The sequence below is a fragment of the Micromonospora sp. CPM1 genome, assembly GCF_023896895.1.
GTDB lineage: Bacteria > Actinomycetota > Actinomycetes > Mycobacteriales > Micromonosporaceae > Micromonospora > Micromonospora tulbaghiae.
Map to the genome: position 1 here is coordinate 223,126 of NZ_JAMHIU010000004.1, position 24,779 is coordinate 247,904.

Annotated in this window: 33 protein-coding genes; 10 read left to right on the plus strand and 23 right to left on the minus strand. The window is 74.4% G+C overall.

Translation table 11 applies throughout. From position 1 onward, the window contains the following. Window positions 1–38 precede the first annotated feature (38 nt). The gene (locus M8C11_RS07055) at window positions 39–437 is read left to right on the plus strand and encodes a VOC family protein (RefSeq protein WP_252448885.1); all 399 of its coding nucleotides are present in this window, start codon (window positions 39–41) and stop codon (window positions 435–437) included. A gap of 22 nt (window positions 438–459) precedes the next feature. Here the strand turns inward: M8C11_RS07055 and M8C11_RS07060 are convergent, their stop codons facing one another. Next, window positions 460–840, minus strand: a complete 381-nt coding sequence (locus M8C11_RS07060; RefSeq protein WP_199733109.1) for a VOC family protein — start codon at window positions 838–840, stop codon at window positions 460–462. Window positions 841–853: 13 nt separating this feature from the next. Beyond that, a complete protein-coding gene (locus tag M8C11_RS07065) occupies window positions 854–1,048 on the minus strand; it encodes a DNA-binding protein (RefSeq protein WP_091427275.1) in 195 nt (64 codons plus the stop codon). Between the two features lie 200 nt (window positions 1,049–1,248). Here M8C11_RS07065 and M8C11_RS07070 point away from each other — a divergent pair, with 200 nt between their 5' ends. Next, complete coding sequence (locus tag M8C11_RS07070) at window positions 1,249–2,655, plus strand: alpha/beta hydrolase (protein WP_252448887.1); 1,407 nt, start codon at window positions 1,249–1,251, stop codon at window positions 2,653–2,655. Between the two features lie 12 nt (window positions 2,656–2,667). On the opposite strand, the gene M8C11_RS07075 is transcribed toward M8C11_RS07070, so the two are convergent. The 5 genes from M8C11_RS07075 to M8C11_RS07095 are packed head-to-tail and all read right to left on the minus strand — an operon-like array spanning window position 2,668 to window position 6,247. Further along, the gene (locus tag M8C11_RS07075) at window positions 2,668–3,735 is read right to left on the minus strand and encodes a hypothetical protein (protein WP_252448888.1); all 1,068 of its coding nucleotides are present in this window, start codon (window positions 3,733–3,735) and stop codon (window positions 2,668–2,670) included. Window positions 3,736–3,768: 33 nt separating this feature from the next. Further along, window positions 3,769–4,089, minus strand: coding sequence for a PadR family transcriptional regulator (locus tag M8C11_RS07080; protein ID WP_120573821.1), 321 nt, complete (start codon window positions 4,087–4,089; stop codon window positions 3,769–3,771). 41 nt (window positions 4,090–4,130) lie between these two features. Continuing rightward, a complete protein-coding gene (locus M8C11_RS07085; RefSeq protein ID WP_120570242.1) occupies window positions 4,131–4,628 on the minus strand; it encodes a YcxB family protein in 498 nt (165 codons plus the stop codon). Window positions 4,629–4,686: 58 nt separating this feature from the next. Then, on the minus strand, window positions 4,687–5,430 hold the full coding sequence (locus tag M8C11_RS07090) for a cyclopropane-fatty-acyl-phospholipid synthase family protein (RefSeq protein WP_252448890.1): 744 nt from the start codon (window positions 5,428–5,430) through the stop codon (window positions 4,687–4,689). Window positions 5,431–5,470: 40 nt separating this feature from the next. Continuing rightward, window positions 5,471–6,247, minus strand: a complete 777-nt coding sequence (locus M8C11_RS07095) for a hypothetical protein (protein ID WP_252448891.1) — start codon at window positions 6,245–6,247, stop codon at window positions 5,471–5,473. A gap of 113 nt (window positions 6,248–6,360) precedes the next feature. Between M8C11_RS07095 and M8C11_RS07100 the strand changes: the two genes are divergently transcribed. Continuing rightward, on the plus strand, window positions 6,361–6,825 hold the full coding sequence (locus tag M8C11_RS07100) for a MarR family winged helix-turn-helix transcriptional regulator (RefSeq protein ID WP_252448893.1): 465 nt from the start codon (window positions 6,361–6,363) through the stop codon (window positions 6,823–6,825). 14 nt (window positions 6,826–6,839) lie between these two features. On the opposite strand, the gene M8C11_RS07105 is transcribed toward M8C11_RS07100, so the two are convergent. Next, window positions 6,840–7,064 carry a hypothetical protein gene (locus tag M8C11_RS07105; protein WP_252448894.1) on the minus strand — a complete coding sequence of 75 codons (225 nt, stop codon included), beginning with the start codon at window positions 7,062–7,064 and terminating at the stop codon, window positions 6,840–6,842. 116 nt (window positions 7,065–7,180) lie between these two features. Between M8C11_RS07105 and M8C11_RS07110 the strand changes: the two genes are divergently transcribed. After that, a complete protein-coding gene (locus M8C11_RS07110) occupies window positions 7,181–8,056 on the plus strand; it encodes an alpha/beta fold hydrolase (RefSeq protein WP_252448895.1) in 876 nt (291 codons plus the stop codon). Between the two features lie 41 nt (window positions 8,057–8,097). On the opposite strand, the gene M8C11_RS07115 is transcribed toward M8C11_RS07110, so the two are convergent. From M8C11_RS07115 to M8C11_RS07125, 3 genes are all read right to left on the minus strand, one after another. After that, the gene (locus M8C11_RS07115; protein WP_252448896.1) at window positions 8,098–8,703 is read right to left on the minus strand and encodes a YdeI family protein; all 606 of its coding nucleotides are present in this window, start codon (window positions 8,701–8,703) and stop codon (window positions 8,098–8,100) included. Window positions 8,704–8,732: 29 nt separating this feature from the next. Beyond that, window positions 8,733–9,176 (minus strand): diguanylate cyclase, encoded by a 444-nt coding sequence (locus M8C11_RS07120; protein ID WP_252448898.1) that lies wholly within the window; start codon window positions 9,174–9,176, stop codon window positions 8,733–8,735. 140 nt (window positions 9,177–9,316) lie between these two features. Beyond that, a complete protein-coding gene (locus M8C11_RS07125) occupies window positions 9,317–9,685 on the minus strand; it encodes a helix-turn-helix domain-containing protein (protein ID WP_252448900.1) in 369 nt (122 codons plus the stop codon). Between the two features lie 61 nt (window positions 9,686–9,746). On the opposite strand from M8C11_RS07125, the gene M8C11_RS07130 reads away from it, so the two are divergent. Then, window positions 9,747–10,400 (plus strand): NAD(P)-dependent oxidoreductase, encoded by a 654-nt coding sequence (locus M8C11_RS07130; RefSeq protein WP_252448902.1) that lies wholly within the window; start codon window positions 9,747–9,749, stop codon window positions 10,398–10,400. Here the strand turns inward: M8C11_RS07130 and M8C11_RS07135 are convergent, their stop codons facing one another. Beyond that, a complete protein-coding gene (locus M8C11_RS07135; protein ID WP_121683968.1) occupies window positions 10,401–11,057 on the minus strand; it encodes an HAD family hydrolase in 657 nt (218 codons plus the stop codon). Window positions 11,058–11,119: 62 nt separating this feature from the next. Here M8C11_RS07135 and M8C11_RS07140 point away from each other — a divergent pair, with 62 nt between their 5' ends. The 3 genes from M8C11_RS07140 to M8C11_RS07150 all read left to right on the plus strand — a co-directional run bounded on the left by M8C11_RS07140 (window position 11,120) and on the right by M8C11_RS07150 (window position 13,441). Further along, window positions 11,120–11,701 carry a carboxymuconolactone decarboxylase family protein gene (locus M8C11_RS07140; protein ID WP_252448903.1) on the plus strand — a complete coding sequence of 194 codons (582 nt, stop codon included), beginning with the start codon at window positions 11,120–11,122 and terminating at the stop codon, window positions 11,699–11,701. An 84-nt stretch (window positions 11,702–11,785) separates the two neighbouring features. Beyond that, a complete protein-coding gene (locus M8C11_RS07145; protein WP_252448904.1) occupies window positions 11,786–12,757 on the plus strand; it encodes a DUF1152 domain-containing protein in 972 nt (323 codons plus the stop codon). A gap of 39 nt (window positions 12,758–12,796) precedes the next feature. Next, window positions 12,797–13,441: an alpha/beta fold hydrolase gene (locus tag M8C11_RS07150; protein ID WP_252448905.1), complete on the plus strand. Its 645-nt coding sequence runs from the start codon at window positions 12,797–12,799 to the stop codon at window positions 13,439–13,441. A 17-nt stretch (window positions 13,442–13,458) separates the two neighbouring features. On the opposite strand, the gene M8C11_RS07155 is transcribed toward M8C11_RS07150, so the two are convergent. Further along, entirely contained in the window at window positions 13,459–14,727 is a 1,269-nt protein-coding gene (locus M8C11_RS07155) for an MFS transporter (RefSeq protein ID WP_256485589.1), read from the minus strand. An 83-nt stretch (window positions 14,728–14,810) separates the two neighbouring features. Between M8C11_RS07155 and M8C11_RS07160 the strand changes: the two genes are divergently transcribed. Further along, the gene (locus tag M8C11_RS07160; protein WP_252448908.1) at window positions 14,811–15,737 is read left to right on the plus strand and encodes a LysR family transcriptional regulator; all 927 of its coding nucleotides are present in this window, start codon (window positions 14,811–14,813) and stop codon (window positions 15,735–15,737) included. Here M8C11_RS07160 and M8C11_RS07165 read toward each other — a convergent pair whose 3' ends face one another. From M8C11_RS07165 to M8C11_RS07175, 3 genes are read right to left on the minus strand one after another with little or no spacing between them, the layout of a single operon-like run. Next, window positions 15,738–16,505 (minus strand): trans-aconitate 2-methyltransferase, encoded by a 768-nt coding sequence (locus M8C11_RS07165; RefSeq protein ID WP_252448909.1) that lies wholly within the window; start codon window positions 16,503–16,505, stop codon window positions 15,738–15,740. It abuts the gene before it with no gap. Window positions 16,506–16,538: 33 nt separating this feature from the next. Beyond that, window positions 16,539–17,309, minus strand: a complete 771-nt coding sequence (locus M8C11_RS07170; protein ID WP_252448910.1) for a maleylpyruvate isomerase N-terminal domain-containing protein — start codon at window positions 17,307–17,309, stop codon at window positions 16,539–16,541. Then, window positions 17,306–17,860: an AAA family ATPase gene (locus tag M8C11_RS07175; RefSeq protein ID WP_252448911.1), complete on the minus strand. Its 555-nt coding sequence runs from the start codon at window positions 17,858–17,860 to the stop codon at window positions 17,306–17,308. Before M8C11_RS07175 ends, M8C11_RS07170 begins: the two co-directional genes overlap by 4 nt. A gap of 37 nt (window positions 17,861–17,897) precedes the next feature. Between M8C11_RS07175 and M8C11_RS07180 the strand changes: the two genes are divergently transcribed. Continuing rightward, the gene (locus tag M8C11_RS07180) at window positions 17,898–18,662 is read left to right on the plus strand and encodes a class I SAM-dependent methyltransferase (protein WP_252448912.1); all 765 of its coding nucleotides are present in this window, start codon (window positions 17,898–17,900) and stop codon (window positions 18,660–18,662) included. 4 nt (window positions 18,663–18,666) lie between these two features. Here the strand turns inward: M8C11_RS07180 and M8C11_RS07185 are convergent, their stop codons facing one another. From M8C11_RS07185 to M8C11_RS07215, 7 genes are all read right to left on the minus strand, one after another. After that, the gene (locus M8C11_RS07185; protein WP_252448913.1) at window positions 18,667–19,758 is read right to left on the minus strand and encodes a winged helix DNA-binding domain-containing protein; all 1,092 of its coding nucleotides are present in this window, start codon (window positions 19,756–19,758) and stop codon (window positions 18,667–18,669) included. Window positions 19,759–19,844: 86 nt separating this feature from the next. Beyond that, window positions 19,845–21,524 (minus strand): long-chain-fatty-acid--CoA ligase, encoded by a 1,680-nt coding sequence (locus M8C11_RS07190; protein ID WP_121683961.1) that lies wholly within the window; start codon window positions 21,522–21,524, stop codon window positions 19,845–19,847. 101 nt (window positions 21,525–21,625) lie between these two features. Further along, on the minus strand, window positions 21,626–21,805 hold the full coding sequence (locus tag M8C11_RS07195) for a hypothetical protein (RefSeq protein ID WP_252448914.1): 180 nt from the start codon (window positions 21,803–21,805) through the stop codon (window positions 21,626–21,628). 72 nt (window positions 21,806–21,877) lie between these two features. Then, window positions 21,878–22,588 carry a spermidine synthase gene (locus tag M8C11_RS07200; RefSeq protein WP_091427232.1) on the minus strand — a complete coding sequence of 237 codons (711 nt, stop codon included), beginning with the start codon at window positions 22,586–22,588 and terminating at the stop codon, window positions 21,878–21,880. 81 nt (window positions 22,589–22,669) lie between these two features. Then, on the minus strand, window positions 22,670–23,278 hold the full coding sequence (locus M8C11_RS07205; RefSeq protein WP_120570225.1) for a bifunctional 2-polyprenyl-6-hydroxyphenol methylase/3-demethylubiquinol 3-O-methyltransferase UbiG: 609 nt from the start codon (window positions 23,276–23,278) through the stop codon (window positions 22,670–22,672). Continuing rightward, window positions 23,217–24,113 carry a sulfite exporter TauE/SafE family protein gene (locus M8C11_RS07210; RefSeq protein ID WP_252448916.1) on the minus strand — a complete coding sequence of 299 codons (897 nt, stop codon included), beginning with the start codon at window positions 24,111–24,113 and terminating at the stop codon, window positions 23,217–23,219. Before M8C11_RS07210 ends, M8C11_RS07205 begins: the two co-directional genes overlap by 62 nt. Further along, a complete protein-coding gene (locus tag M8C11_RS07215; RefSeq protein WP_252448918.1) occupies window positions 24,110–24,694 on the minus strand; it encodes a rhodanese-like domain-containing protein in 585 nt (194 codons plus the stop codon). The genes M8C11_RS07210 and M8C11_RS07215 overlap by 4 nt, the downstream gene beginning before the upstream one ends. Window positions 24,695–24,779 lie beyond the last annotated feature (85 nt).

Genomic DNA, 24,779 nt, shown 5'->3' on the forward strand with positions numbered 1-24,779 from the left:
GCCGGACCCCGGCAGGACCCGCCGTTAGGGTGGGACACATGGCGCCCGTGACCGGACTGGACCACGTCGTCATCGCCGTGTCCGACTGGCGGGCCGCCACCGACTTCTATCGCGACGTCGTCGGCGCCGAGGTGATCGGCGTCGGCGGCGACCGCGTCGCCTTCCGGGTCGGCACCCAGCAGTTGAGCGTGCACGGGCCGGGGCTCGACCTCGGCGGCAACGTCGCCCGCGTCCCGGTCCGCCCGGGCAACAGCGACATCTGCTTCGTCTGGGCGGGGCGGATCGAGGAGGCGGTGGCGCACCTGCGACGGCACGGCGTCGAGGTGGAGACGGGACCGGTCCGGCGGGTGGGTGCCGGTGGCGCCGGGACCAGCGTCTACTTCCGCGACCCGGACGGAAGCCTGCTGGAGTTCATCTCCTACCGGGAGACGCCGTAACGGTGGCCGGTCAGAGCGGGATTCACCTGGGCCCGCCGACCGGCGACGCCCAGGTGGGGCGCCGGATCAGGCAGAACGGGTGGCCCGCGGGGTCGGCGTACACGTGGTCGCCCGGCAACCGCCGCGCGCCCAGCGCGAGCACCGCCGCACCCGCCGCGTCCTGGTCGTCGACCATCACGTCCAGGTGCATCTGCTGCGGCACCGCCGGATCCGGCCACGTCGGCGGCGTCAGCCCGGAGGCGCGCTGGAACGCCAGCCCGGACGCCGCCGTACTGGTCGACACGACGGCGAAGTCGTCGTCCGCGTACGTGATCGGGTCGCCGAGGACCGCGCTCCAGAACCGGGCCTCGGTCATCGGATCCGGGCAGTCGACGATCAGGTGGTGGAGCCTGCCGAGCGGCATCGCGATCACCTCGTCAGCTCAGCCGCAGGTCGTGCTCGTCGAGGGCGGCCTCGATGACGTCCAGCGCCTTCGGCCCCATGCCGTGCAGGCGGGCCAGCTCCGCGCGTGGCACCCCGGCGAGCCGGCGCAGCGTGGTGTAGCCGGCGGCGGTCAGCGCTCTCGTGGCCGGTGCGCTGATCTTCGGCAGGCGGTCCAGGGACGACGTCATCGCCCGATGCTAGACCGCTAGGACCAGGCCCGAAGCCCCTCCGAGCGCCCGACTGCCCCGGACGCGAACTCGTCCCCTTCGTGTGGCCCTCAGGGCGGACTCGGGGAGAAGGCCCGAGGGGCATATCGGGGCGTTTCCGTATGGGACTCGGGTGGGACGCCGTTGAAGAATCGACGAGCATCCACACACCGGGAGGTGCCGTGTTCCGACGTACCGTGGCCGTCGCTCTGGCCGCGCTCACCGTCCTGGCGGGACTGCCCGGCGCGGCGCGCGCCGACGGTCCGCCGCAGCGGCTCGTCTGGGGCGAGTGCGCCGACGACCTGCCGAACGTCCCGCCGGACGAGCGCGTGCGATGCGCCCGGCTCCGCGTGCCGGTGGACTGGGCCCGGCCGAACGGCCCGACGTTCGAACTCGCCGTGGCACGCCGGCTCGCGCGAGCGCCGGAGCGGCGGGTGGGCACGCTGGTCTTCGGGCCGGGCGGCCCCGGCGACTCGGGGGTGGAGCGCATCCGCAAGGGCGACCGGTTCAGCGGCGAGTTGCTGGACCGGTTCGACCTGGTCAGCTTCGACCCGCGCGCCGTGGCCCGCACCGCCGCGCCCGTCTGCACGCCGGATCCGGCGCTGCGCAAGCCGCCCGTCCCGTTGACCGGTCAGGCCGACTTCGACGCCGCGGTGGCCTACAACAGGGCCCTGTGGAGCAGGTGCCGCCCGACCAGCCCGGTGTTCGACCACGCCGACACGCTCAGCACCGTCCGTGACCTCGACGCGTTGCGGCGGGCGCTGGGGGAGCGGCGGCTGTCCTTCCACGGCAGCTCGTACGGCACACTGCTGGGCCAGCAGTACGCCGAGCGTTACCCCGGCCACGTGCGGGCCGTCGTGCTGGAAGGCGTGTTCGACCACAGTCTCGACGTGCGGTCCTTCGTGCGGACACAGGCCGCCGCGTTGCAGGACTCGTTCGACGAGTTCGTGTCCTGGTGCGACAGGTCGGCGGACTGTGCGCTCCACGAACGGGACGTGCGGTCGGTGTGGGCGCGGGTGCTGGCCCGCGCGGACCGTGGCGGGTACGCGCCCCGTAGCGCCTTCGACGTCACCGCCGTGGCACTCGGCCTGCTCGCCGGCCCGCGCTGGCCGCAACTGGCCGCGACCGTGCGGGACATGGACGCCGGCACGCCGCCACCGGAGGTGAACCTCCCGCTCTCGGTCGCGGCGTTCTGCGCGGACTGGCCGGCGCGGGTGCGCGACTACACCGACTACGCCGGCCTGGCCCGGGACGCCGTGGCCGTCGCCCCCGACGTCCGGTACGGCGCCGGTCTGCTGGCCGTGCAGACCTGCCTGGGCTGGCCGTCCCCGGTCCGCAACCCGCCGCGCGCGCTGAACGTGCACACCCGCACGCCGCTGCTGCTGCTCAACGCGCGGCACGATCCGCGCACCGGCTACGCCTGGGCGGAGAACGTCGCCCGGCAGTTGGGCCGGCACGGGCGCCTGGTCACCTACGAGGGCTGGGGCCACGGCACCTACCAGCGCACCGCCTGCACGGAGGCGGTGGTGGACAGGTACCTCGTCGACCTGACGGTGCCCGCCCCCGGCACGCGATGCCCGGCGAGCTGACCCGGCGCGCCGCTAGAGCGCCGGTCCCGGGTCCGACGCCCCGGCGAGCGTACGGCCCGCCGGGCGCCGGTGCGGCAGCGCCGCCAGGCCCAGCACGAGCAGCAGCAGGACCGTGCCGACCAGGAACGGCAGCGACAGGGCGGGCTGGCCGAGCCACTCCCACGGCACGTGCCAGCGCGGATGCGGCTCGTCCAGGTGGTGCGTCAGCATCAGCGGCGCGCCCAGCAGGATCGGCGCGGCCCAGAACACCATCGCGACGCCGTACAGGACCTTCGCGGGCCCCTGCACCAGCGGGCGCCGTCCCTCGGTGCGCCGGCTGGCCCAGCCGAACAGCACCCAGCCGCCGGCCAGGCCCAGCACGAAGCCGAGCAGCCCGGCGGGGTAGGCGGTGCCGGGGGTGGCGCGACTGAGGGTGACGTTCGTCGAGCCGTCGGCGGTGAGTTCCACGGCGAGGATGTGGTCGCCGCGTTCGGCGTACACGGTGATGTCCGAGGGGATGGACGCCGGGTCGCATCGCGGAGTGTCGGGGACGCAGTCGTAGGCGTTGGCGTAGAAGGGCTCGTGGCGCTTCCACCCGGCGGCGTCCAGGCGTTTCCGCAGGTCGGTGAGGCCGCCGGCCGGCGTCTGGTCGAACGACGCGGTCAGCTCCGCCAGCGCGTACTCGCCGCCGTCGCCGAGCAGCAGCTCGGACAGGAGATCCTCGCCGAGCGGGTGCCCGTAGATGAGGAACACGGCGGGCGGGTCGTCCTGGTCGAGGTGGCCGGCCTGCCGGTCCGGGTAGAGCTGTCCCACCACGGCGGCCAGATCCCGGTGGTCGAGCGGACGGGAGCCGAGCCAGGCGAGCCAGGTGCCGAACGCCGCGGCGAACAACCCGCAGACCATCGCGAAGACCGACGCCCAGGCCACGACGGTACGGCTCGCCGGCCGTCCCAGCCGGGCGCGCAGACCGTGACGTACGAGATTCGCCGCCACCCGGGTACGCCGGTGGGCCGCGCCGACGTCTCGTACCGTCTCCAGGATCTCGGCCCCGCGCGCGCGGCGGTAGTCACGGGGGTAGGCCAGCAGCAGCCAGCGGTGCATGGGCGTCTCCCTACGGGGCCGCGACGGTGGGGGTCAGGCGGTGCGGGGCCGCAGGGCGCGCAGCCGGGTCTCGGCGGCGGACGCGAGCTGCCGCAGCCGCTCGGTCTGGCGTGCCAGTTCGGCCTGCCCGTCGGCGCGCAGCCGGTAGTACCGGCGCAGCCTGCCGTCGACCACCTCTTCGTGGCTGAGTTCGACGAGGCCCTGCGCGACCAGCCGGTCCAAGGCGGCGTAGAGCGTGCCCGGCAGCAGGTTGACGCGACCGCCGGACAGGCCGGCGACCTCCTGGATGATCCCGTAGCCGTGGCGCGGCTCGTCGGCCAGCGCGGTCAGGATCAGGAACGTCGCCTCGCGCATCTCACTCACCGAGGCAACATATACAGTCAATCAATGCATCGTCAACGGTCGTCGAGCAGATGCCGTCCGGCCATGAAGGCGCGCAGCGTCCCGGCGTCCTCGGCGGACATCAGCCACCGGGGGATCACGGTGGCCGGCATCCGTCCCACGTACACGATCCAGAAGTCCGGGGTCTCGGTGACCCGCGTGACGCCGTCCCAGGCGATGCCGCCGGACTCCGAGCCGCTGCGCATCATGATGTTGCGGTCGTCGATGTCGTAGCCGCCCTCGACGGCGTAGCCGCCGGAGCGGCGCCGGGCGCGCCACCGCACCCACGGCGCGTACAGCATCGACAGCACGCCGGCCACGATGAACGCGGTCCACAGCGACGCGAAGCGGTCACCCCGCTCCGACGCCTGCGAAGCGACCCAACCGATCACCCCGATCGCGGCGAGGGCCGCGCCGATGTAGCCGAACCGGCGCAGCCGCGCGGCGGCGAGCGCGGCGGCCACACGGGCCGGATAGGCGGGGTCGGCCGGTACGGCGAAACGGATCTGCACGCCCGAACGATAGTGCCCCGCCCGCCTGTCCCGCCCCGGCCCGTGAAGGGACGGCCGATCAGATCCGGCGCAGCACCAGCGTCACGAAGCCCAGCACGCCGCGGTATCCGCGCAGCCACTGGTCGCGGTGCTCCCGGGCGGCGGCCAGCGCGCCGGCGGCATCCGGGTGACCCGGGTTGTCCAGCGCCCACTCGGTCAGCGAACCGGTCCACGACCACTCGTAGTCGTCCCACTCGGCGGCGTCGCTGACGTGCGCGTACACCGGGGTCCAGCCGGCCTGCTCCGCGGACGCGACCAGACCGGCGAGGTCGGTGTGGTCCTCCGGCTTCGCGTCCAGCGCCGCCAGTGCCTCCGGCGTCGGCGGCACCTGCCAGAATCCCTCGCCCACCATCAGGATGCCGTCGGCGTTCACGTGCCGGCCGGCCAGTTCCAGCGTCCCGCCGAACCCGTCGAACGCGTGCGTCGACCCGACGCAGAGCACCAGGTCGTAGTCGCCGTCCGGCACGTACGACCGGGCGTCGCGCTCGTGCAGCGTGAGCCGGTCGGCGAGGCCGCGCACGGCGGCGGCCTCAGTGGCGCGTTCGAGCGCGTGCGGGTTGAGGTCGACGCCGTCGGCGTGCCCGTCCGGGTGGTGCGGGAGTGCCTGCAACGCCCAGGCGGCCTCGCCGCAGCCCAGGTCGAGGATCCGGGCCGCCGGCCGGCGACCGGCCCGGCGCAGCAGCCGGTTGACGTTGACGCCGGAGAGCGGGGCCGCGATCGGGTGGTGCGAGTGCGCGATGCTGCTCAGCCGTTGACGGTCCATCGTCGCAGTCAACACGAGCACAACCGGATTGTCGTGCCGGTCAGGTGCGGCAGATGACCGTCGCGTCATCGGTGGCCACGCCCTCGCGTGCCTCCGCCTCGCGCACCCGGCGGACCACCTCGGCGGGGCCGTCGGTCTCCAACAGGCGCAGCAGCCCCGGCCAGTCGGTCAGGCCGAACGTGTCGACGAGACGGCTCGCGCCGTTGCTGAGCAGCGCCGCCGTGCGTACGTCGTCGGCCGGGCATTCGCCGGTGACGGCCTCGTCCACCACCCGGGGGTCGTCCTTGGCGACCCAGAACCCGCCGGGGCTGTTCCGCCGGGCCCGCAACTCCATGAACAGCCGCCGGTACTCGTCGCCGCCCTCGGGCACGTCCCTCAGCCGCTCCTCGAAGGACCGGGCGATCACCACCTCCCGCGGATCGTGGGCGACGACGGGCTCGCCCACCGCCCGGCCGACCAGCGCGACCGCGTCGCCGAGGACCAGGTGCTCGACGGTCCCGCCGGAGAACCGGAGCATCGCCACTGCGGCGAACGGGCTGATCGGGTGGGTGACGTCGCAGGTGTCGCGGTGCTGGTCGGTGACCCGCTCGATGCCCTCGGCCAGCACGTCGCGCAGGCTCCGATCCTCGGACAGCGCGCCGAGCAGCGCACCGCCGAGCCGGGTCGCGTACCAGGCGATGCCGTGGTGGCAGACCTCGTCCGCGCCGGAGATGCCACCGGCGCCGTCGACCAGGACCATGCCGCAGGGGACGGCGCCGGCGAAATCCTCATTGGTACGGCCGGGATGCCCCGCGTCGGTCGCCATCGCTACCCGCATGCGCCCCATCATGCCTGCGTCGGCGGCCACGCGGTGCCCCGCGAGGCTTGATCTCAAGCGCGGTTGAGGTCGTAGCGTCGTGCTCACCCGACCACTGCCGGAGGTAGACCACCATGACGACGCCGCACCTGTCCGACGCCGAACTCGCGGGCCAGCCGGCCGCCTACTGGACGGGCGTCGCGTACGAGTCGCTGATCGCCTTCACCCGCGCCCGGCAGGCCGAGCACGGTTTCACCCAGCCCCAGTTCTGGCTCCTGCGCAACCTGTCCCCGAACGACCTGCTGCCCGGCGGCCGCGGGCTGACCGTCCCCGAACTGCGGCAGGCGATGGCCTCGTATCTGCGGGCCGAGGACGACCTGGACGCCGAGGCGGAGGTGCTGCGGGAACGCGGCTGGCTCAGCCGCGACGCGGACGGCCGGCTGCGGATCACCGAGGCGGGGGAGGCCGCCCGGGTCCGCCTCAAGCAGCACGCGCCGGCGATCCGCGCCCGGATCCACGAGGGCGTCGACGACGCGGACTACGTCACCACGCTCAAGGTGCTCCGGCAGATGATCCGCAACACCGGCGGCACCGGGTAGCGAACCGGCCCGACTCAGGACGCCCGTAGCCGCCGGACGGCCAGGCGCACTCCCTGATGGAGCAGCACGCCGGCGCCGGTGTTGACGACGGCGAGCACTGCCGCGCCGAGCGGTCCGGCGCCGACGTCCATCACGTCGGTCGCGACCAGCAGGGCCGGCCAGCCCAGCGCCGCGACGGCGAGCGACGACCGCCACCAGCGCCCGAGGAGAACCCCGAACAGGATCAGCACCGGGATCATCGCGGACGACCTCCCACCGTCGGCTCGTTCGAGCGTACGCCCAGGCCATCCCCCGTCGGTCGTCGCGACTGCCGGAATCGGCCGTACGGGCACGCCCGGGCCGCCAGGATGAGGTGATGCGCGCCAGTCAGAAGATCCGCCACCGGCACGCCGACGTCGACGGCCTGGAGGTGTTCCTCCGCGAGGCCGGACGCCCCGGCGACCCGGCGGTGCTGCTGCTGCACGGATTTCCCAGCTCGTCGCACACGTTCCGCGAGGTCATGCCCGCCCTCGCCGAGGTCGCGTACGTGCTCGCGCCCGACCTGCCCGGCTTCGGGATGTCCTCGTCGCCCACTGTCGCCGAGTACGACTACACGTTCGAGAACCTGTCGTGGACGGTCGAGCGGCTCCTCGGCCGGCTCGACGTGGACCGCTTCTTCGTCTACCTGCACGACTTCGGCGCGCCGGTCGGATACCACCTGGCCACCCGCGCCCCGGAACGGATCCGCGGCCTCGTCGTGCAGAGCGGCAACGCGCACGCCGACGGGCTCGGCGCGCAGTGGGACACCGCGCGGGCGTACTGGGCCGACCCGGGCGAGGCCACCCGAGCCGCGCTGCCGGACTGGCTGACCTTCGCCGGCACCCGGGACCAGTACCTCGCCGGGCTGCCCGGCCACGTACGCCGGTTGCAGGCGCCCGAGGCGTGGCACCTGGACTGGGCGCGGCTGACCCGGCCCGGCAACGTCGAGGCGCAGTTCGCGCTGTTCACCGACTACGCGAACCACGTCGCCCGGTTCGGCGAGATCGCCGCGTACCACAGCGCCCACCAGCCGCCGGCGCTCGTGCTGTGGGGCCGGCACGACGCGTACTTCGACGTGGACGAGGTGCTCGCGTACCACCGCGCGCTGGACCGGATGGACGCGCACATCTACGACGGCGGCCACCTGCTGCTGGAGACCCACGCGGCCGAGTGCGCCGCGCTCATGCGCGCGTTCGTGCGGGACAACTCGTGAGCCGGGAAGCCGCCGACCTGGACCTGCCGTACGACCTGACGTCACGGAGCGGTCGGCGGCTTCGCCTTCTGCGGGTGGATCGTCTCGTGCCGGGCCAGCATGGCGACGAACTCCCCGATCTTGCGCTGCCGGGTCTCGGCGCGCTTGACCGCGTTGAGCCGGTGGATGAGCGAGAACCTGTTGGCGCTGGTCAGGACGTCGAACATGGCCTGGGCGGCGGGCTCGGCAGCGATGGCGGCGAGCAGGTCGGCGGGCACCTCGGCCTCCGACGGCGGCGCGTAGGCCGCCGCCCACCGGCCGTCCGCCTTCGCCGCCTCCACCGCGGCCCGGCCCGCGGGCGTCATCCGCCCCTCCGACTCCAGCCGGGCCACGTGCGCGACGTTGCGCTGCGACCAGGAGCTGCGCGCCCGGCGCGGGGTGTACCGGATCCAGGAGCTCTCGTGGTCGCGCTTGCGGCCCTGCCCGTCGATCCAGCCGAAGCACAGTGCCTCGTCGACCGCCTGCTGCCAGGTCAGCGTGGTGATCGTGCCGCCCTTGCGGCCCAGCGCCAGCCAGACACCCGGCGAGGTGTCGTGGTTGGCGGACAGCCACTCGCGCAGCGCGTCCGCGTCGGGCACGATCAGCTCGTCCAACTCCTCGCTCGCCATGGCGGGAAGGCTATGCCAGGGGTACGACGCTACGGCCGGGCCCGCGGCTCAGCCGCCCGCTGGTCGCCGTCGGGCGACGAATCGCCCGCCCGCTGGTCGCGGTCGGGCGACGGGTCGGCCGCCCGTCGCAGCCGCCGTCCGGCCACCAGCATCGCCACGCCTGCGCCGGCGAGCCCCGCGCCGATCAGCCCGCCCACGATCCCCGCCGCCGGATCGCGTTCCCGGAACGCGTACACCACGGTCGAGGTGAGGATCGGCGTACCGAGGGCGATCGCCATCCCCCCGCCGAGGATGTCCTCCTTGCCGGCGAAGGCGTTCGTGGTGATGAGGAGGAGCAGCACCATGGCAGCGGCGAGGCTGATGAGGATCAGCGCCGAGAGGATCAGCGCGGGATCGCGGGGGAGCAGCCCGGCGGCCGCGGCGAGCACGTAGATGATCGCCGCCGCGATGAGGTTCGCGAGGACGTTCGTCATCACGTTCGCCACGAACCTTCGCAGGCCGCCGCGCCCGGTGTCGTCGCCGCTGATGGCGTCCCCCGATCGCCGTCGATGCCGTCAACAGGAGGCTAGGGGGACCGGGCGGCCGGCACAACGCCCGGCGCCGGTCGGTGTCGTCACGACGTCCGCGAATCGTGCGACCGGCGGGCGGCCAGCAACTCGTCCAGGTGCCGCTCGCTCCACGACCGGGCCGCCGCGACGAGCGTCAGCAGGCTGCGGCCCAGCGGCGTCAGCGCGTACTCCACGCGCGGCGGGTTCTCGTCGTAGGCCGTGCGTGTGACCAGCCCGTCGCGTTCCATCGCCCGCAACGTCTCGGCCAGCACCTTCGGCGTGATCGTGCGCAGCGGCACCCGCAGCTCGGTGAACCGGCGCGGCCCGTGCTCCAGGCACAGCACCACCATCGCGGTCCACTTGTCGCCGATCTGCAACGGCATCATCCGCGACGGACAGGCGGGATCGAACATGTCCGGATCGAGCGGCGTCACCGCCCGAGCGTAACGCCGGTACCGTTGCGGTAACCGGCACCCGGCGCTCTAGCGTCGCGCCATGACCAGCATCGCCGTCTTCGGCGCGGGCGGCCGGGCCGGCCGCGCCGTCACCGCCGAGGCCCACCGCCGCGGCCACCGCGTCACAGCCGTCGTCCGCGACCCCGCCCGCCATCCCGACCTCACCGCGGCGGTACGCGGCGACATCACCGACCCGGAGGCGGTCGCCTCGATCGGGTACGGGCACGACGCCGTCGTCCACGCGGTCAGCCCGGCCTCCGGGCCGGAGGCGCTCGCCGCGGCCGGCCCCGATCCGGAGTTCTTTGTCCGGGCGGCCGACGCGCTCCTGCACGGCCTGGCCCGCTCAGGTGTGCCGCGGCTCGTGGCGATCGGCCTGTTCGCCACGCTCACCGACGCGCACGGCCGGCCCCTCTACGACGACCCGGCCGTTCTGCCCGCCGCGCTGCGGCCGTTCGCGCTCAGCCACGCCGCCGGCCTGGACCGGCTCCACGCGGCGGAGACCACAGTCGACTGGCTCGTGCTCACCCCGCCCGCCGCGCTGGACGTGGACGGCGCTCGCACCGGCCGGTACCGGCTCGGCGGCGAGCAGGCCCCGGAGTCGGCGCACCTGTCGTACGCCGATCTGGCGGTCGCGGTGGTCGACGAGATCGAGGCGCCGCGCCACCACCGCACCCGGGTCTCCGTGTTCGGCTAGCTAGCCGCCCGCGCCGTTGTGCCGCGCGACCAGGTCCGGCAGCTCGTCCAGCGAGTCGATGCGGAACAGGCACCGGCCGGCCACGTCCGGCATGTCGAGGATGTGGCCCCACGGGCCACGCCGGATCAGGCACGCCGCCATGCCGGCGGCCATCGCCGGGGCGGCGTCGTTGTCCGGCCGGTCACCGACGTACAGGATCGCCGACGCGTCGCCGCCGCCCTCGCGGACGACCCGGGCGAAGAACTCCGGCGCCGGTTTCGCCACGCCCCAGGCCGCCGACGTGCCGATCACGTCCACCGGCAGGTCCAGCGCCCGCAGCGTCGCCTCGGCGTGCTCCGGCTGGTTGCCGGCCAGGCCGACGCGCAGTCCCTGCTCCCGCAGGGCGGCCAGGCACGCCCGCGCGTCCGGGTAGAGATCGTCGGCGCCGAACGACTCCGGGTCGCCGGCCGCGACCCGGCGCGCGAGTTCGGCGGTGAGATCGAAGCCGGGCCGGAAGGCCCGGAACACCTCCTGGTAGTCCAGGCCACGGGCGATCACCGCGCCGAAGACGGCGGAGAACGTGTGCCGTGGAACGCCCAGCCAGTCCGCCCAGGTCGCGAACTCGCGGGTCTCGTCGAGGATCGTCCCGCCCACGTCGAAGAAGACCGCCCGGATCATCAGCGGATCGTACTGTCGTTGATCAGCCAGTGGGGGGCGCCCGGGTGGCGCAGACTGCCCGCATGAATCCCGCCTTCCTCCCCGAACCGCCGCAGAGCCCGGCGGCGAAAGCCGCGTACGAGGACGACCTCGCCGCCGACGGCTACGTCAACAACCTCACCCGCGTCTGGTGCTGGCGCCCGGACGTGTTGATGTCGTTCCAGAACACGCGCACCGAGTTGCTGTCCGAGTCCACGCTGTCCTCGCGGGAGGTCGCGGTGCTGGTCGCCGCCACGGCCGCCGCCCGGGGCGACTCGTACTGCGCGCTGGCCTGGGGCGCGCGGCTGGCCGGGATGAGCGACGAGACGACCGCCGCGGCGGTGCTGCGCGGCAACGAGGCGGACCTGTCCGAGCGGGAGACGGCGCTCGCCGACTGGTCCCGCCGGGTCGTGACGGACCCGAACGCCACCATCGAGGCCGACACGCAGCGCCTGCGCGACGCCGGCCTGAGCGACCGGGAGATCTTCGAGGCGACCACGCTCATCGCGTTCCGGCTGGCCTTCTCCACAGTGAACGACGCGCTCGGCGCGCGACCGGACGCGCAACTGGCGGAGAAGGCGCCACGGCTCGTCCGGGAGGCGGTCACCTTCGGCCGCCCGGTCTGAACGAGCGGGTCCCGGCCCCGGGCCGCGCCTCGACCGGGCGGCCGCGGGGCAGCGGTCCGCCATGCGACCGGAGATCATCATCTGGTGACCGACGCCGCCGCGTACACGTTGGCCGTTCCGCCGTTGTTCGCCGCCCTGGCCCCGGCACGCGACGTCCTGATCGCCGGCGCCGGTGGCGGCTTCGACGTGTACGCCGGCCTGCCGCTGGCGCTGGCACTGTGGCAGGCCGGCAAGCGGGTGCACCTGGCCAGCTTCTCCTTCTCGGAGCTGGAACTGCTCGGCCGGCAGGTGTGGGTGGACGAGCACGTCGCGGCGATCCGGCCGGACACCCTCAGCCCCGACTGGTACTTCCCGGAGGCGCACCTGGCCCGCTGGCTGGCGGGCCGGGACCTGCCGCCGACCGTGTACGCCTTCCCGCCGCTGGGCGTGCAGCCGCTGCGCGAGGCGTACCGGCACCTGGTCGACCGGCTCGACCTCGACGCGATCGTGCTCGTCGACGGCGGCACCGACATCCTGCTGCGCGGCGACGAGAGCGGCCTGGGCACCCCGGTGGAGGACATCACCAGCCTGGCCGCCGTGGCCGGGCTGGACGTGCCGATCCGGTTGGTGAGCAGCCTCGGGTTCGGCATCGATGCGCACGACGGCGTCAACCACGTCGAGGTGCTGGAGAACCTGGCCGCGCTCGACCGGGAGGGCGGCTACCTCGGTGCGCTGTCCATTCCGGGCTCCAGCCGGGAGGCGGTGCTCTACCGGGAGGCGGTCGCGCAGGCCCAGGCCGCCACCCCGCACCGGCCCAGCATCGTCCAGGGGCAGATCGCCGCCGCCACCGGCGCGTGCGGAGACGTACGGTTCAGCCGGCGCACCGGCCACGGCGACCTGTTCGTGAACCCCCTCATGGCGATCTACTTCTCCGTCGACCTGCCCCGGCTCGCCGCCCGCTGCCTCTACCTCGACCGGATCGAGAACACGATCGGGCGGCGTCAGGTCGTCACCCGCATCGAGGCGTTCCGCGACGAGCTGCGGGCCACCCGGGTCCCGCGGGCGTATCCGCACTGACGGCCACGACATGTCGTACCGGTGTGGGAGGGTCCGGGGATGACGACGTTCGTGCTCATCCACGGTGGCGGGGGCAGCGCGTGGGACTGGCATCTGCTGGTCCCCGAGCTGGCCGCCCGGGGTCACGACACGGTGGTGCCGGAGCTGCCGATCGGGGACCGTTCGGCGGGATTCGCCGAGTTCCGCCGGACGGTGGTCGACGCCGCCGGCGACCGCGACGACCTCGTGGTGGTCGGGCACTCGTACGGCGCGTTCACCGCACCGCTGATCGCCGACCGGCTGCCGGTGCGGCTGCTGGTCCTGCTCACCCCGATGATCCCGCGGCCCGGTGAGAAGCCGGGGGAGTGGTGGGGCAACACCGGCTACCGCGAGCCGGAAGGAGTCAGCGAGGAGCAGCAGTTCTACAACGGCGTGCCGGCCGGGATCGTCGCCGAGGCGCCGTCGCACGGCCGGGAGCAGGTCAGCGCGGAGTGGGACGAGCCGTGGCCGCTGGCCACCTGGCCGGCCGTGCCGACGAGGGTGCTCATCGGCCGCGACGACCAGTTCTTCCCCGCCGACTTCCAACGCCGGGTGGCCGCCGACCGGCTCGGCGTGGTTCCGGACGAGATCGACGGCGGCCATTCGGTGGCGCTCAGTCGTCCCGGCCCGCTCGCCGACCGGCTGACCGCCTACCTGTCGGCCTGACCGTCCGGCCGCCGGGTTCAGGAGACCGCAGCGGCCGGGCGTGCGGGCTCCGGGTCGCGTGTGTGCCGGCGCGTCGGCAGCAGCAGCGGCGTGGCGAGCAGCAGCACCCCGGACACGGTGATCGCGGCGAGCGGGCCGACGACGGTGGCGAGGACGCCCCACACGGTCATCAACGCGGCCTGGGTGAGCCGGCCGGTGACGCTCCACGCGGTCAGGACCTGCGCGGTGTGCCCCTGCGGGGTCCGGCGCAGGCGCTCGGTCGCGTAGATCGGGTTGAACACGCCCATGCACGTGATGAGCACCGACTCGACGGCGATCACGGTCAGCAGGCCGGTGGTCCCCGGGTGGGTGAACGCGAGACCGAGCGGAACGATCGACCGCAGCCAGCCGGACACCGTCATCACCCGCTGCCGCCCGTACCGCCGCACGAGGCGCGGGCTCAGGCGTGCGCCGAGCACGCCGCCGAGCGCGGAGACGCCGAAGACCAGCCCGTACTGCCAGGCCGCCACGCGGTACTCACCCAGCAGGAGCACCGCCAGCAACGGCGCGGTCGCCATGATCAGGCCGCCGACCAGCACCGAGTTGAGGAACAGCCGCCACAGCACCGGGTCGCGGCGCACGAACCGCCAGCCCGCGCCCAGGCCGGCGGCCCGCGAGCCGCCCGCCGGGACGCGGGGCGCCGCCGTGTCGCCGGCCCGGATCCGCCGTACCGCGAGCGCCGACAGCAGGTGGCTCACGGCGTCGCCGGTGATGGTGACGACCGGGCCGAGCAACCCGACGAGCGCGCCCCCGAGCGGCGGCCCGGCCGCCGTCGCGGCCCAGCTCGTCGCCTCGAACCGCCCGTTCGCCGCCAGCAGCCCGTCACCGCGGACCAGGCTCTTCAGGTACGCCCCGGACGCGGCGGTGAACGTGATGCCGGCCGTCCCGCAGACCACCGCGACGACGAGCAACTGGCCGTAGGACAACACCCCGAGCGCGTACGCGGCCGGCACGCTCGCCAGCGCCGCGAACCGGACCAGATCCGTCGCGACCATCACCGGCAGCTTGGGCCGGTGGGCCACCCACGGGCCCAGCGGGACCGCCAGCACCGCCGCCACGGCGAGCCCGGCCGCCTCCAGGAGCGACACCGCGAACGCCGACGAATCCAGCACCCGCACCGCGATCAGCGGAAACGCGCCGAACGCCAGCCAGGTGCCGTACGTGCTCACCGCGTAGGCCGACCACAGCCACCCGAAATCCGATCCCCGTCTCCGCACGCCCGCCCCCGTCACCGATGCCCCGCGCATCAGACCGGCCACGCGGGTGCCGCAGCAAACAACCGCCGCCCGGCGCGCCACAACCATCGGCTGGACCCGCCTACTGTGGGCCGGTGGACAGCGAGGCGGTGCGGTCGTTCGTGCGGGCGGCCGAACTCGGGCAGTTCCGGCACGCCGCCGACGAACTGGGCGTCACCCAGCAGGCCGTGTCGAAGCGGATCGCCGCGCTGGAGCGGGAGCTGGGAGTGCGCCTGTTCACCCGTACACCCCGGGGGGTCGAGCTGACAGGCGACGGCCGGGCGTTCCTCCCGCACGCCCGGGGCGTCGTCGTGGGCGCGGACCGCGCGGTCGCCGCGGTCCGGCCCGGCGCGCGGGCGCCGCGCATCGACGTGCTCGGCCTGCGCAGCGCGCAGGCCGTCCTGCTGCACGACTACTGGCGCTCGCACCCGGGCGTCGACCTGGACGTGGTGACGCTGCGGGTCGACGACCCCCGGCAGGTCGCCGCCGCGGTCCGGGCCGGCGACGTGGACGCCGCGTTCCGCACCGTCACCGACGCGGGCGCGCTGCCGCCCGAGGTACGGATGGTCCGCGCCTTCGACTCGCCGCTGCAACTGCTCGCCGGGCCCCGGCATCCGCTCGCGTCCGCGCGCACGCTCACGCCCTCCCAGCTGCGCGGACACCGGCTCCGCGTGCCGGGCATCGTGCCGGGCAGCGAGTGGGGCGAGTTCTACGAGCAGCTCGCCGACGCCTTCGACCTGTGGGTGGACGCGACCGGGCCGAACTTCGGCACCGAGGTGCTCCTCGACACGCTCGCGGACTCGGCGGACGTGGCGACGCTCGTCGGCACCCGGGACCGCTACCTCTGGCCCGCCGGCCACGACCTGCGCCGCATCCCGATCGCGGGTCCGGTGCTCGCGTACCCGATCAACCTCATGCTGCCCCGGACCAGCCCGCACCCGGGGCTGCGGCCGGTGATCCGCCACTTCGCGGGCCTGCCGGCGCTGCCCGGGCCGGTCTGGCGGCCCGCCTGGCCCGGGTGATCAGGGCTGCGACGTCCGCCGCGCCAGGTGGACCGTGACGTCGGCGGTTACCTCGACCATGCGGGGCAGGACGTCCCGGACGCGGCGGAACACCTGCTCACGTACGTGCGGCGGCAGTTCGAGATAGGCCGAGACGGTCGACAGGAGACCGACGTAGTCGTCGGCGCTGATCGTGACCCGCCGCTCGATCTCCGACTGGCGCACGTCGGCGAACCACTCGGACGCGCGCAGCTCGGTGCCGGGCCACTGCATGCCGGCCGACGGCGGCGTCCCGTCCGGCGACGGGATCTCGTCGTCGGCGACGAACTCGGACCGGGCCGCGGCCACCGCGTCGCGCACGGCCGGGTCGGCCGGCCGCAGCGGGCCGCCGAACGAGGCGAACACGCCACCGGGCGCGAGCAGCCCGGCGATCCGCTCCCACCGCCGGTCCGGGTCCGTCCAGTGCAGCGCCGCCGCCGCGTACACCAGGTCGTGCCGCTCGCCGGCGCGCAACTGCTCGAGCGCGGCCTGCCGGACCCGGACGTCCGCAGGCACGTGCCGGCGCAGCTCGGCGAGCATCGCGGCGTCCGGGTCGGTGGCGGTGACCGCGATGCCGCGCCGGGCGAACAGCCGGGTGGCCTTGCCGGTCCCGGCGCCGATCTCCAGGGCGGTCCGGACGGGGCGGCCCGCGTACGCCAGCACCAGGTCGGCCAGTTCCTCGGGATAGCCGGGCCGGAACCGCTCGTACGCCTGCGCGGCCGCTCCGAAGCTCAACGCACGACCCGGCATGCCGGCCATCCTCCCACGATCAGGCCGTCGTCCCTACGCGTCCGGGTCCCACGCCGCGATCCGGTCGAGTACCCGCCGGTCGCCCTCGATGCTGAGCGCGTCCAGCGGTATCCGGCCGTAGAAGGCTAGGACCAGATCACCGGCGCTGGAACTGGCGGCGGTGTCGGCCGGGCCCGCATCGGCTCCGGCGGGCAGGCGGGTGACCCGTACGCCGTCGGGGGAGAGCCGCACGCGCCACCATCCGCCCTCGGTGACGTGGTAGTCGAGGACGGCAGGCTCGTACGGCCACGGCACCGTGGTCGCGCAGCAGGTGGACAGGAAGTCCTCCACGCCGTCGAGGGCCACCTCGACCGGCACCGGCTGCGGCGCGCCCACGGTGAGCTGCGCGTCGTAGGTGTGCACCGCGATCTCCTGGAGCTGGTGCCGGGCGACGGCGCCGCAGTTCTGCGGCGACTGCGACGTGTCCCACCACGTCCAGCAACCCCGATCGGGTCCGGCGTCGCGCAGCGCGACCAGCAACCGCTCGGTGGACTCGGCCAGCCAGTCCCGCAGCGCCGTGCGCTCCCGGGGCGCGCCCGGCCCGTCCGGCGCGGCCCGTCCGGACGCCTCCGGTCCGGCCGCGACGGTGGCCGCCCACGAGCGGCGTCCCTCGCCGATGTGCCGGGCCAGGTCGAACAGCGTCCATTCGGGGCAGGTCGGCACCGGCGCGTCGAGGTCCGGCGCGGCGGCGACCGCGTCCCGGAACGCGGCCGCCCGGTCGTCGATCAGCCGCAGCCGATCGGTAAACGTCAGGGGTTCGGTCACCCCGGCTGTCTACCACCGTGCCCGGAAGCCTGACAGCGAGTTTCGGCGCGCACGTGCGCGGCGACGGCGTCGGCCACCTGCTCGGGCGGGGCGGAGGCGTCGATCCGACGGGCGTCGGTCACCGACGCGAACGTGGCGAGCGCCCGGACGACGTGGTCGTGCCGCCAGGCGCGCGCGCCGACCTCGACCTGGTCGGCGTCGATGCGGGCCCGCAACCGGTCCTCGGGGAGCGTGAGCACGACCTCCCGGACGTCGACGCCTGCGGCGCGGATGCCGCCGAGGATCTCCGCGCGGTGCGCCGGGTCGAGCAGGCTCATCGGCACGATCCAGACGCCCGCGTGGTGCCGGTCCAGCCCGGTGACCGTCTGCACGACGAGGTGACGCCACAGCGGCAGGTCCTGGAAGTCGCCGGTGGGGGAGGTGACGAACGCGGTGAGCATCGAGCCGAGGAACTCCGGGTCGAACAGCCGCGCGTCCGGCAGCGCGCTCGTGAGCAGCCGCGCGGTGGTCGTCTTGCCGACACCGAACGCACCGTTGATCCAGACAATCATGACGGTGATCGTGCCAGTGGGCGGCTAGCCTGGCGCGGTGGGATTCGATGTCGGCGCGGACGCGTACGGCCGCTTCATGGGCCGCTTCGCCGAGCCGCTGGCGGTGCGCTTCGCCGACGTGGCGGGCGTCGTGCCGGGGCTGCGGGCGCTCGATGTCGGCTGCGGCACCGGAGCACTGACGGCGGAGCTGGCCGCCCGGCTGGGGCCCGCCGCGGTGTCGGCTGTGGACCCGTCGGCGCCGTTCGTCGCGGCGGCCCGGGAACGGCTGCCCCAGGTCGACATCCGGCGGGCGTCGGCGGAGCTGCTGCCGTTCCCCGACGGCGGCTTCGACGTCACCCTCGCCCAGCTCGTCGTGCACTTCATGACGGACCCGGTCGCCGGCCTGCGGGAGATGGCCCGCGTGACCCGTCCCGGCGGCGTGGTGGCGGCCTGTGTGTGGGACCACGCCGGTGGGCGTGGGCCGCTGACCGTGTTCTGGCAGGCGGTCCGGTCGCTCGACCCGGACGCGCACGACGAGTCGGGGCTCGCCGGGGCGCGGGAGGGCGACCTCGCCGACCTGTTCGCCGCCGCCGGCCTGCGGGACGTGCGGTCGTCCATGCTCACCGTCGAGGTGAGCTTCGCGAGCTTCGACCAGTGGTGGGAGCCGTACACGCTCGGGGTGGGCCCGGCCGGGGACCACGTCCAGCGGCTCGACGCGGCGGGGCGTGCCGCGTTGCGCGACCGGTGCGCGTCGCTGCTCGGCGAGCGGTGGCCGGTGGAGGTCAGCGCCTCGGCCTGGACGGCGATCGGCCGGACACCGTAGACGGTCAGCCGGCGAAGTCGACGCCGGCCAGCGGCACGCCCCGGTACGCGGCGAGGCGCTCGGCCTCCGCCACCACCGCGTCGCGTGCGCTGCCGGTGAGCTTGCGCCACTGCTGAACGGCGACGGTGAAGGTCCGGCCGGACTTGCGGGGCCGCCACGTGCCGGCCAGCTCCCCGTCGGCCAGCACCGCGCCGGGGCGGCCCAGTACCGGCCACAGCTCCTTGACGCGGGTCGCGTCCGGCACCAGCGTCGCCCGGTCCTTCGCCTGGAGGAACAGGTCGAACGGGCCGAGCAGGCGCGTCGTCGTGGTCTCGGCCGACGCCAGCGCGGCCTCGTCGGCGGCGAGCAGCCAGCGCGTCTCGCCGTCGACGCTCACCTCGACCGTGTCGCGCGGCCAGCGGGCCTTGACCTCCTGGACCGGGGCGTCGAGGTAGTCGGCCACGTGCTTCGGGGTGGCCGGGCCGAGCAGCCGCAGGTAGGCGCGGACGAGGTCGAACCGGTCGCCGGGAGCGTCGGCCGGACGGAATCGGGGGATGCGTTCCAGGATCGGCGGCGACGTGTCGAGCCGCAGCTCCAAGCCGGCGCGCACGGCGGCCAGCCGGAACGGCATCTCGTAGAGGTGGGTCGCGTCGCACGGCCGGCAGAACCGCAGGTAGGGCTCCGGCATCACCTCGGCGAGCCGCCCGGAGACCTCACCCTTGACCGTCGGCGTGCGGACGATCTCCCGCATCCGCGCGGCCACCTCGTCGAGCGCGGCGACGATGCCGATGCGGGCCGCCTTCAACGGCTTCGCCGCGTCGTAGATGCGCTTGCCCGCGTCGGCGTCGGAGAACGGCTCGACCGCGGCGGCCACCGCGCCCACGTCGGCACGGCGGTAGAGGTGCGGGGCGCCGCGTACGGTCCAGAGCAGGACCAGGTCGTCGCCGGTCAGCGGAGCCACGTCGACACCGCGCGCGGCGAGCGCCCACCGGCCGCCGTCGGGGCCGGTGTCCTGCACGCCGATGTCGAGCACGGCGGTGTCGGCCAGCGAGCCCTCGGCCCGGTCGAGCTGCTGGGCGCGCACGCGGAAGGCCATGACCTGACGTCTGTCGACCATCGCCACAGCGTAGGCGCCGGCACCGACACGTCCGGCGCACCGACACGTCCGGCGCAGCGCGTGGGCCGGCGTGGCGCCGGGTGCCGTCAGCGGGCGGCGAGCAGCCGTTCGCGGACCTCGCGGCGCAGGATCTTGCCGATCTGGGAGTACGGCAGCTCGTCGACGATCACGACCCGGCGCGGCACCTTGTATCCGGCCAGGTGCGTGCGGCACGAGGTCCGGATCGCCTCCGGCGTGCCGGCCACCGCCGGGTCGACCACCACCGCGGCGACGACCTCCTCACCGTCGTCGGTGGGCATCCCCACGGCGGCGGCCTCGCGTACGCCGGGGACGCGGCGCAGCGCCTCCTCCACCTCGGACGGGTAGACGTTGAAGCCGCCGGTGATGATCAGCTCCTTGATCCGGTCGACCACTGTCACGAAGCCGTCGGCGTCCATGGTGACGATGTCGCCGGTACGCATCCAGCCGCCCGGCAGCAGCACCTTGGCGGTCTCCTCGGGCCGGTGCCAGTAGCCGGAGAACACCTGCGGGCCGCGGACCAGCAGCTCGCCGGCCTCGCCGGGCGCGCGGTCGCGGCTCGGGTCCTCCGGGTCGACGATGCGCACGTCGGTGGAGGGGAACGGCACGCCCACGGTGCCGGGGCGGCGGGTCGGCGCGACCGGGTTGCCCACTGTGATCGGGGACGTCTCGGTCATCCCGTACCCCTCGACCAGCAGGCCGCCGGTCACCTGCTCCCACAGCTCCACAGTGGCCGGTGGCAGCGACATCGCGCCGGACAGCGCGTACCGGATGGAGGTGAGGTCGACGCCGCGTTCGCGGGCGACGGTGGCCAGCTTCGCGTAGACCGGCGGCACCGCCGGCAGGAACGTCGGCGGGCGGCGGCGGACCGCGTCGAGCACCTGGTCGGCGTCGAAGCGGGGGAACAGCACCAGCGTGGCCCCGATGCTCACGGCGAAGGTGAGGCAGAGCGTCAGCCCGTAGGCGTGGAACAGCGGCAGCACCGCGTACACCGTCTCCGCGCCGTCGCGCAGGCCCGGCACCCAGGCCCGGCCCTGCGCGGCGTTGGCGCGCAGGTTGCGGTGGGTCAGCACCGCGCCCTTGGGCTCGCCGGTGGTGCCACCGGTGTACTGGAGCAGCGCCACGTCCCCGGCCTCCGGCGCGGGATGGCCGGCGGGTAGCGGCCCGGCGGCGGCGACCAGGTCCGACCAGGCCAGCGCGCCGGGCGCGGGGGCGGTCATCGCGGCGCGGGCGGCGCGGACCTTCGGCAGCGGCACCCGCAGCGCCCACCGCTTGAGCCGCGGCAGCGCCGCGGTCAGGTCGACCGCCACCACGGTACGCACGGCGCCGCGTCCCGCCACCAGCGGCGCGACCTTGTCCCACGCGATCGCGACCGTCGCACCGTGGTCGGTGAGCTGCCGGTCCAGCTCGTCGGCGGTGTAGAGCGGGTTGTGCTCGACGACCACCGCGCCGAGGCGCAGCACGGCGTAGAACGCGACCACGTGCTGCGGGCAGTTCGGCAGCACCAGAGCCACCCGGTCACCCGGGCCGACGCCGAGCCGGCGCAGCGCCTCGGCGGCGCGGGCCACCTGGTCGGCCAGCTCGGTGAACGTGGTGGTGGCGCCGTAGAAGTCGAGCGCGACCCGGGGACCGAACCGCCCGGCCGCCTCGGTGAGCAGGTCGACGAGTGAGCCGTCCGGCTCGGCGATCTCGGCCGGCACGCCGGGTGCGTAGCTACGGGTCCAGGGTCGCTGGGCGGTCGCGTCCATCGCCGTTACTCCTCGTCGCGCGGTTGACGCCCCCAGCCTAACTTGACCGCCCGGTAACCTACGCTTACGTAGGTTGCCGGGTGGGTCACACTCTCCGCAGGTCAGCGTCGACGGGTCGAATGCTGTTGCACCACCCGCCGGCCCTTCACGATCGCGAAGATGATCACCGCGGCGAGCGCGATCACGCCGATGATGACGAGCCAGCGGACCGCCTCCAGCAGCAGCCCGAGCAGGATGAGCACACCGGCGACCACGCCGACCACCCAGAGCAACGCGCGCATGTCCCAGCCTCCCGTCGTACGGTGGGCCGTGCGCTTTCCCGCTGCTCGTGCGGCCATGCGCCGCCGGGTGGGTCAGTGCCGGGCCACGTACACGGTGTTCGCCGCCTCCCGGCCCTGCAACGGGTTCGGGAACCGGACGACGTGCGCCACCGAGGTCGGGAACACCTCGGTCAGCGTGCGCTGGAACGCCGTGTCGGGCGGGTCGTTCGACCACAGCGCGAAGACGCCCTCCGGGTGCAGCAGCGCGGCCAGCCGGCGCAGCCCGTCGACCGTGTAGAACGGGGCGTGGCTGGGGTGCAGCACCTGGCGGGGGGAGTGGTCCACGTCCAGCAGCACCGCGTGGAAGCGGCGCCCGGGCTCGTCGGGGTCGAGGCCGCCGCCGGCGACCGCGGCGAAGAAGTCCGCCCGGACGAACCGGGTACGCGGATCGGTGGCCAGGCCGGCGGCGAACGGCAGCAGATCCCGCCGGTGCCAGTCGATCACGTCCTCGATCGCCTCGACCACCACCAGCGACCGCACCCGCGGATCCTCCAGCGCGGTACGCGCGGTGTAGCCGAGGCCGAGCCCGCCGACCACCACGTCCAGCGCGTCCCCGGTCAGCGGGGCCAGCCCGAGCCGCGCCAGTTCGATCTCCGCGACCGGGAAGGCGCTGGACATGAGGTACTCGTCGTCGAGCTTCACCTCGTACACCTCGGCGTCCAGCGCCGGGTCACGGCGCCGCCGCAGGCTGATCTCACCGATCGGCGTCTCACGCCAGGCCAGTTCCTCGAAACGCGCGCCCACCCGGTGTCCTCTCCGCCGATCCGTCCCCGGATGCTACCGGCCGGTCCCGGACCGGCCCGGCGGAACGGCGGCGGACGGCGGTCAGTCGGCGGGGCGGGTGGCCACCACGACGGTGTCCAGCGCGTCGACGGTGCCGCCGTCGGTGGCCGGCACCGGCCGGCGGGCCGTCTCGGCCCGCTGCACCCGCAGCCCGGCCAGCCCGTCGACCACCGACTCCGGCGTGAGCAGCACGTCCGGGTCCTGCGGGCCGCCGATGCCGCCGGAGAGGTTGGCCAGATCGTGGCCCACCACCACGAGCGTGCCGCCGGGGCGCAACGCGGACTTCGCCGCGGCGAGCACCCCGGCGAACTCCGGCGCGGTCAGGTGCAGGTAGCTGATCAGCACCAGGTCGTAGCTGTTCGGTACCGGCCGGTACGCGGTCACGTCCGCCACCCGCCAGTCGACCGTCACGCCCCGCGCGGCCGCCATCTCCCGCCCTCGGTCCACGGCCACCGCGGAGAAGTCCACCGCGTTCACCCGCCAGCCCTGACCGGCCAGCCAGACCGCGTTGCGGCCCTCGCCGGCGGCGATGTCCAACGCTGACCCGGGAGTCAGCCCCGCGACCGACTCGACCACGAAACGGTTGGGCTCAGCGCTCCACACCAGTCCGGGCGTGTCGGCGTACCGGCTGTCCCAGGCGCTGCTGTCCACTGTGTTCCCTCCTTCGGCGGCCCCACACCGCCAAGGTGACCGTACCGGCCACGGCAAGCGCTCCCACGGCGAGTCCCCAGACCGGCGGCAACTGCTGCGCGAGCACGAACACGCCCATCACCACGACGAACCAGCCGAACCCCCGGCGCAGCAGGTCGGCCGGGATCCGCCCGGCGAGCCGGCCACCGAGCAGGCTGCCGACGACGGCGGCGGCGGTGACCCCGGCGGCCAGACCCCAGTGGATCTGCACGCTGGACAGGTAGCCGGCCAGACCGGCGAACGACTTCATCGCGATGACGACCAGCGAGGTGCCGACCGCGACCGGCATCGGCAGCCCGCCCAGCAGGGCCAGAGCGGGTACGACCAGGAAGCCGCCGCCCGCGCCGACCAGACCGGTGACCAGGCCGACCACCACACCGTCGACGATCACCCGCAGCACCGGCAGCTCGCACGGCGCCGGCCGGCCCTCGGCGGACCGGCGGCCCCGGAGCATCGCGACCGCGGTGGCGAGCATCATCAGGGCGAACCCGGTGAGCAGGACGCCCGCCGGGACGAACTCGGCCAGCCGGCCGCCCGCGTACGCGCCGGTCATGCCGGCCACGCCGAAGACGAGCCCGGTACGCCAGCGGACCCGGTTCGCCCGGGCGTGCGGCAGCACGGCGACGGCGCTGGTCACGCCGACGACGAGCAGCGAGGTGGCGATCGCCTCCTTGGCGGGCAGATCGGCCACGTAGACCAGCAGCGGCACGGCGAGGATCGACCCGCCGCCGCCGAGCAGGCCCAGCGTCACACCGATCAGCACCGCGCCGGCCAGCGTCAGCGCCAGCGTCGTCACCTGCGGCTCCCGTCGCGCAACTGCCCCACGATCGTGTCCAGGTCGCAGCTCGCGCCGCGGTTGTACGGCAGCTTGCTCAGCAGCATGCCCATGGCGCAGGTGTTGGTGAGCGCGGCGAACGTGAGGCCCGCGCCGATGAACGCGGCGACCCACTTCAGGCCGGGGACGAACACCGACGCGACAATCGCGGCGAGCACGATCGAGCCGGCGACGAGGCGTACCTGGCGCTCCAGGTCCCAGCGCGGCCGGCCCTGGTTGACCGGGGCGTTCGTGGCCTGCCAGGCCAGCATGCCGCCGTCGAGCACCTTCACGTTGGGCAGCCCGACGGTGCCGAGCGCCTGACCGGCCTGGCTCGCCCGGACGCCGGAGCGGCAGATCAGCACCACGTCCTCGTCCAGGTGGCCGCGCAGCTCCGCGCGGTGCTCCCGGAGCAGGTCCAGCGGCACGTTGTACGCGCCGGGGATGTGCGCCGCCTCGAACTCACCGGGCGTGCGCACGTCGAGCATCCGGGGCGTACGGCCGGCGGCGATCAGCTCGCGCAGGGTCGCCGCGTCGATGGTGGTGGGGGTGGTCGTGGTCATGCTTCGGTCTCCTTCAGCGGGTGTTTTCGGGCAGGTTCCAGCGCCGGCCGGCGTGGGGACACGCCGGCCGGGCGCTGGGGGAGAG

What these genes read in the sequence shown, in the direction of transcription:
- M8C11_RS07060 (WP_199733109.1), bottom strand. Translation starts at nt 840, where the DNA reads ATGCCGCTCGGCAGGCTCCACCACCTGATCGTCGACTGCCCGGATCCG.
- M8C11_RS07100 (WP_252448893.1), top strand. Translation starts at nt 6,361, where the DNA reads ATGACGACGCCGCACCTGTCCGACGCCGAACTCGCGGGCCAGCCGGCC.
- M8C11_RS07075 (WP_252448888.1), bottom strand. Translation starts at nt 3,735, where the DNA reads ATGCACCGCTGGCTGCTGCTGGCCTACCCCCGTGACTACCGCCGCGCG.
- M8C11_RS07095 (WP_252448891.1), bottom strand. Translation starts at nt 6,247, where the DNA reads ATGCGGGTAGCGATGGCGACCGACGCGGGGCATCCCGGCCGTACCAAT.
- M8C11_RS07055 (WP_252448885.1), top strand. Translation starts at nt 39, where the DNA reads ATGGCGCCCGTGACCGGACTGGACCACGTCGTCATCGCCGTGTCCGAC.
- M8C11_RS07190 (WP_121683961.1), bottom strand. Translation starts at nt 21,524, where the DNA reads ATGGACGCGACCGCCCAGCGACCCTGGACCCGTAGCTACGCACCCGGC.
- M8C11_RS07155 (WP_256485589.1), bottom strand. Translation starts at nt 14,727, where the DNA reads ATGCGCGGGGCATCGGTGACGGGGGCGGGCGTGCGGAGACGGGGATCG.
- M8C11_RS07080 (WP_120573821.1), bottom strand. Translation starts at nt 4,089, where the DNA reads ATGCGCGAGGCGACGTTCCTGATCCTGACCGCGCTGGCCGACGAGCCG.
- M8C11_RS07140 (WP_252448903.1), top strand. Translation starts at nt 11,120, where the DNA reads ATGAATCCCGCCTTCCTCCCCGAACCGCCGCAGAGCCCGGCGGCGAAA.
- M8C11_RS07185 (WP_252448913.1), bottom strand. Translation starts at nt 19,758, where the DNA reads ATGGTCGACAGACGTCAGGTCATGGCCTTCCGCGTGCGCGCCCAGCAG.
- M8C11_RS07150 (WP_252448905.1), top strand. Translation starts at nt 12,797, where the DNA reads ATGACGACGTTCGTGCTCATCCACGGTGGCGGGGGCAGCGCGTGGGAC.
- M8C11_RS07110 (WP_252448895.1), top strand. Translation starts at nt 7,181, where the DNA reads ATGCGCGCCAGTCAGAAGATCCGCCACCGGCACGCCGACGTCGACGGC.
- M8C11_RS07175 (WP_252448911.1), bottom strand. Translation starts at nt 17,860, where the DNA reads ATGATTGTCTGGATCAACGGTGCGTTCGGTGTCGGCAAGACGACCACC.
- M8C11_RS07195 (WP_252448914.1), bottom strand. Translation starts at nt 21,805, where the DNA reads ATGCGCGCGTTGCTCTGGGTGGTCGGCGTGGTCGCCGGTGTGCTCATC.
- M8C11_RS07130 (WP_252448902.1), top strand. Translation starts at nt 9,747, where the DNA reads ATGACCAGCATCGCCGTCTTCGGCGCGGGCGGCCGGGCCGGCCGCGCC.
- M8C11_RS07165 (WP_252448909.1), bottom strand. Translation starts at nt 16,505, where the DNA reads ATGCCGGGTCGTGCGTTGAGCTTCGGAGCGGCCGCGCAGGCGTACGAG.
- M8C11_RS07215 (WP_252448918.1), bottom strand. Translation starts at nt 24,694, where the DNA reads ATGACCACGACCACCCCCACCACCATCGACGCGGCGACCCTGCGCGAG.
- M8C11_RS07090 (WP_252448890.1), bottom strand. Translation starts at nt 5,430, where the DNA reads ATGGACCGTCAACGGCTGAGCAGCATCGCGCACTCGCACCACCCGATC.
- M8C11_RS07115 (WP_252448896.1), bottom strand. Translation starts at nt 8,703, where the DNA reads ATGGCGAGCGAGGAGTTGGACGAGCTGATCGTGCCCGACGCGGACGCG.
- M8C11_RS07135 (WP_121683968.1), bottom strand. Translation starts at nt 11,057, where the DNA reads ATGATCCGGGCGGTCTTCTTCGACGTGGGCGGGACGATCCTCGACGAG.
- M8C11_RS07120 (WP_252448898.1), bottom strand. Translation starts at nt 9,176, where the DNA reads ATGACGAACGTCCTCGCGAACCTCATCGCGGCGGCGATCATCTACGTG.
- M8C11_RS07065 (WP_091427275.1), bottom strand. Translation starts at nt 1,048, where the DNA reads ATGACGTCGTCCCTGGACCGCCTGCCGAAGATCAGCGCACCGGCCACG.
- M8C11_RS07105 (WP_252448894.1), bottom strand. Translation starts at nt 7,064, where the DNA reads ATGATCCCGGTGCTGATCCTGTTCGGGGTTCTCCTCGGGCGCTGGTGG.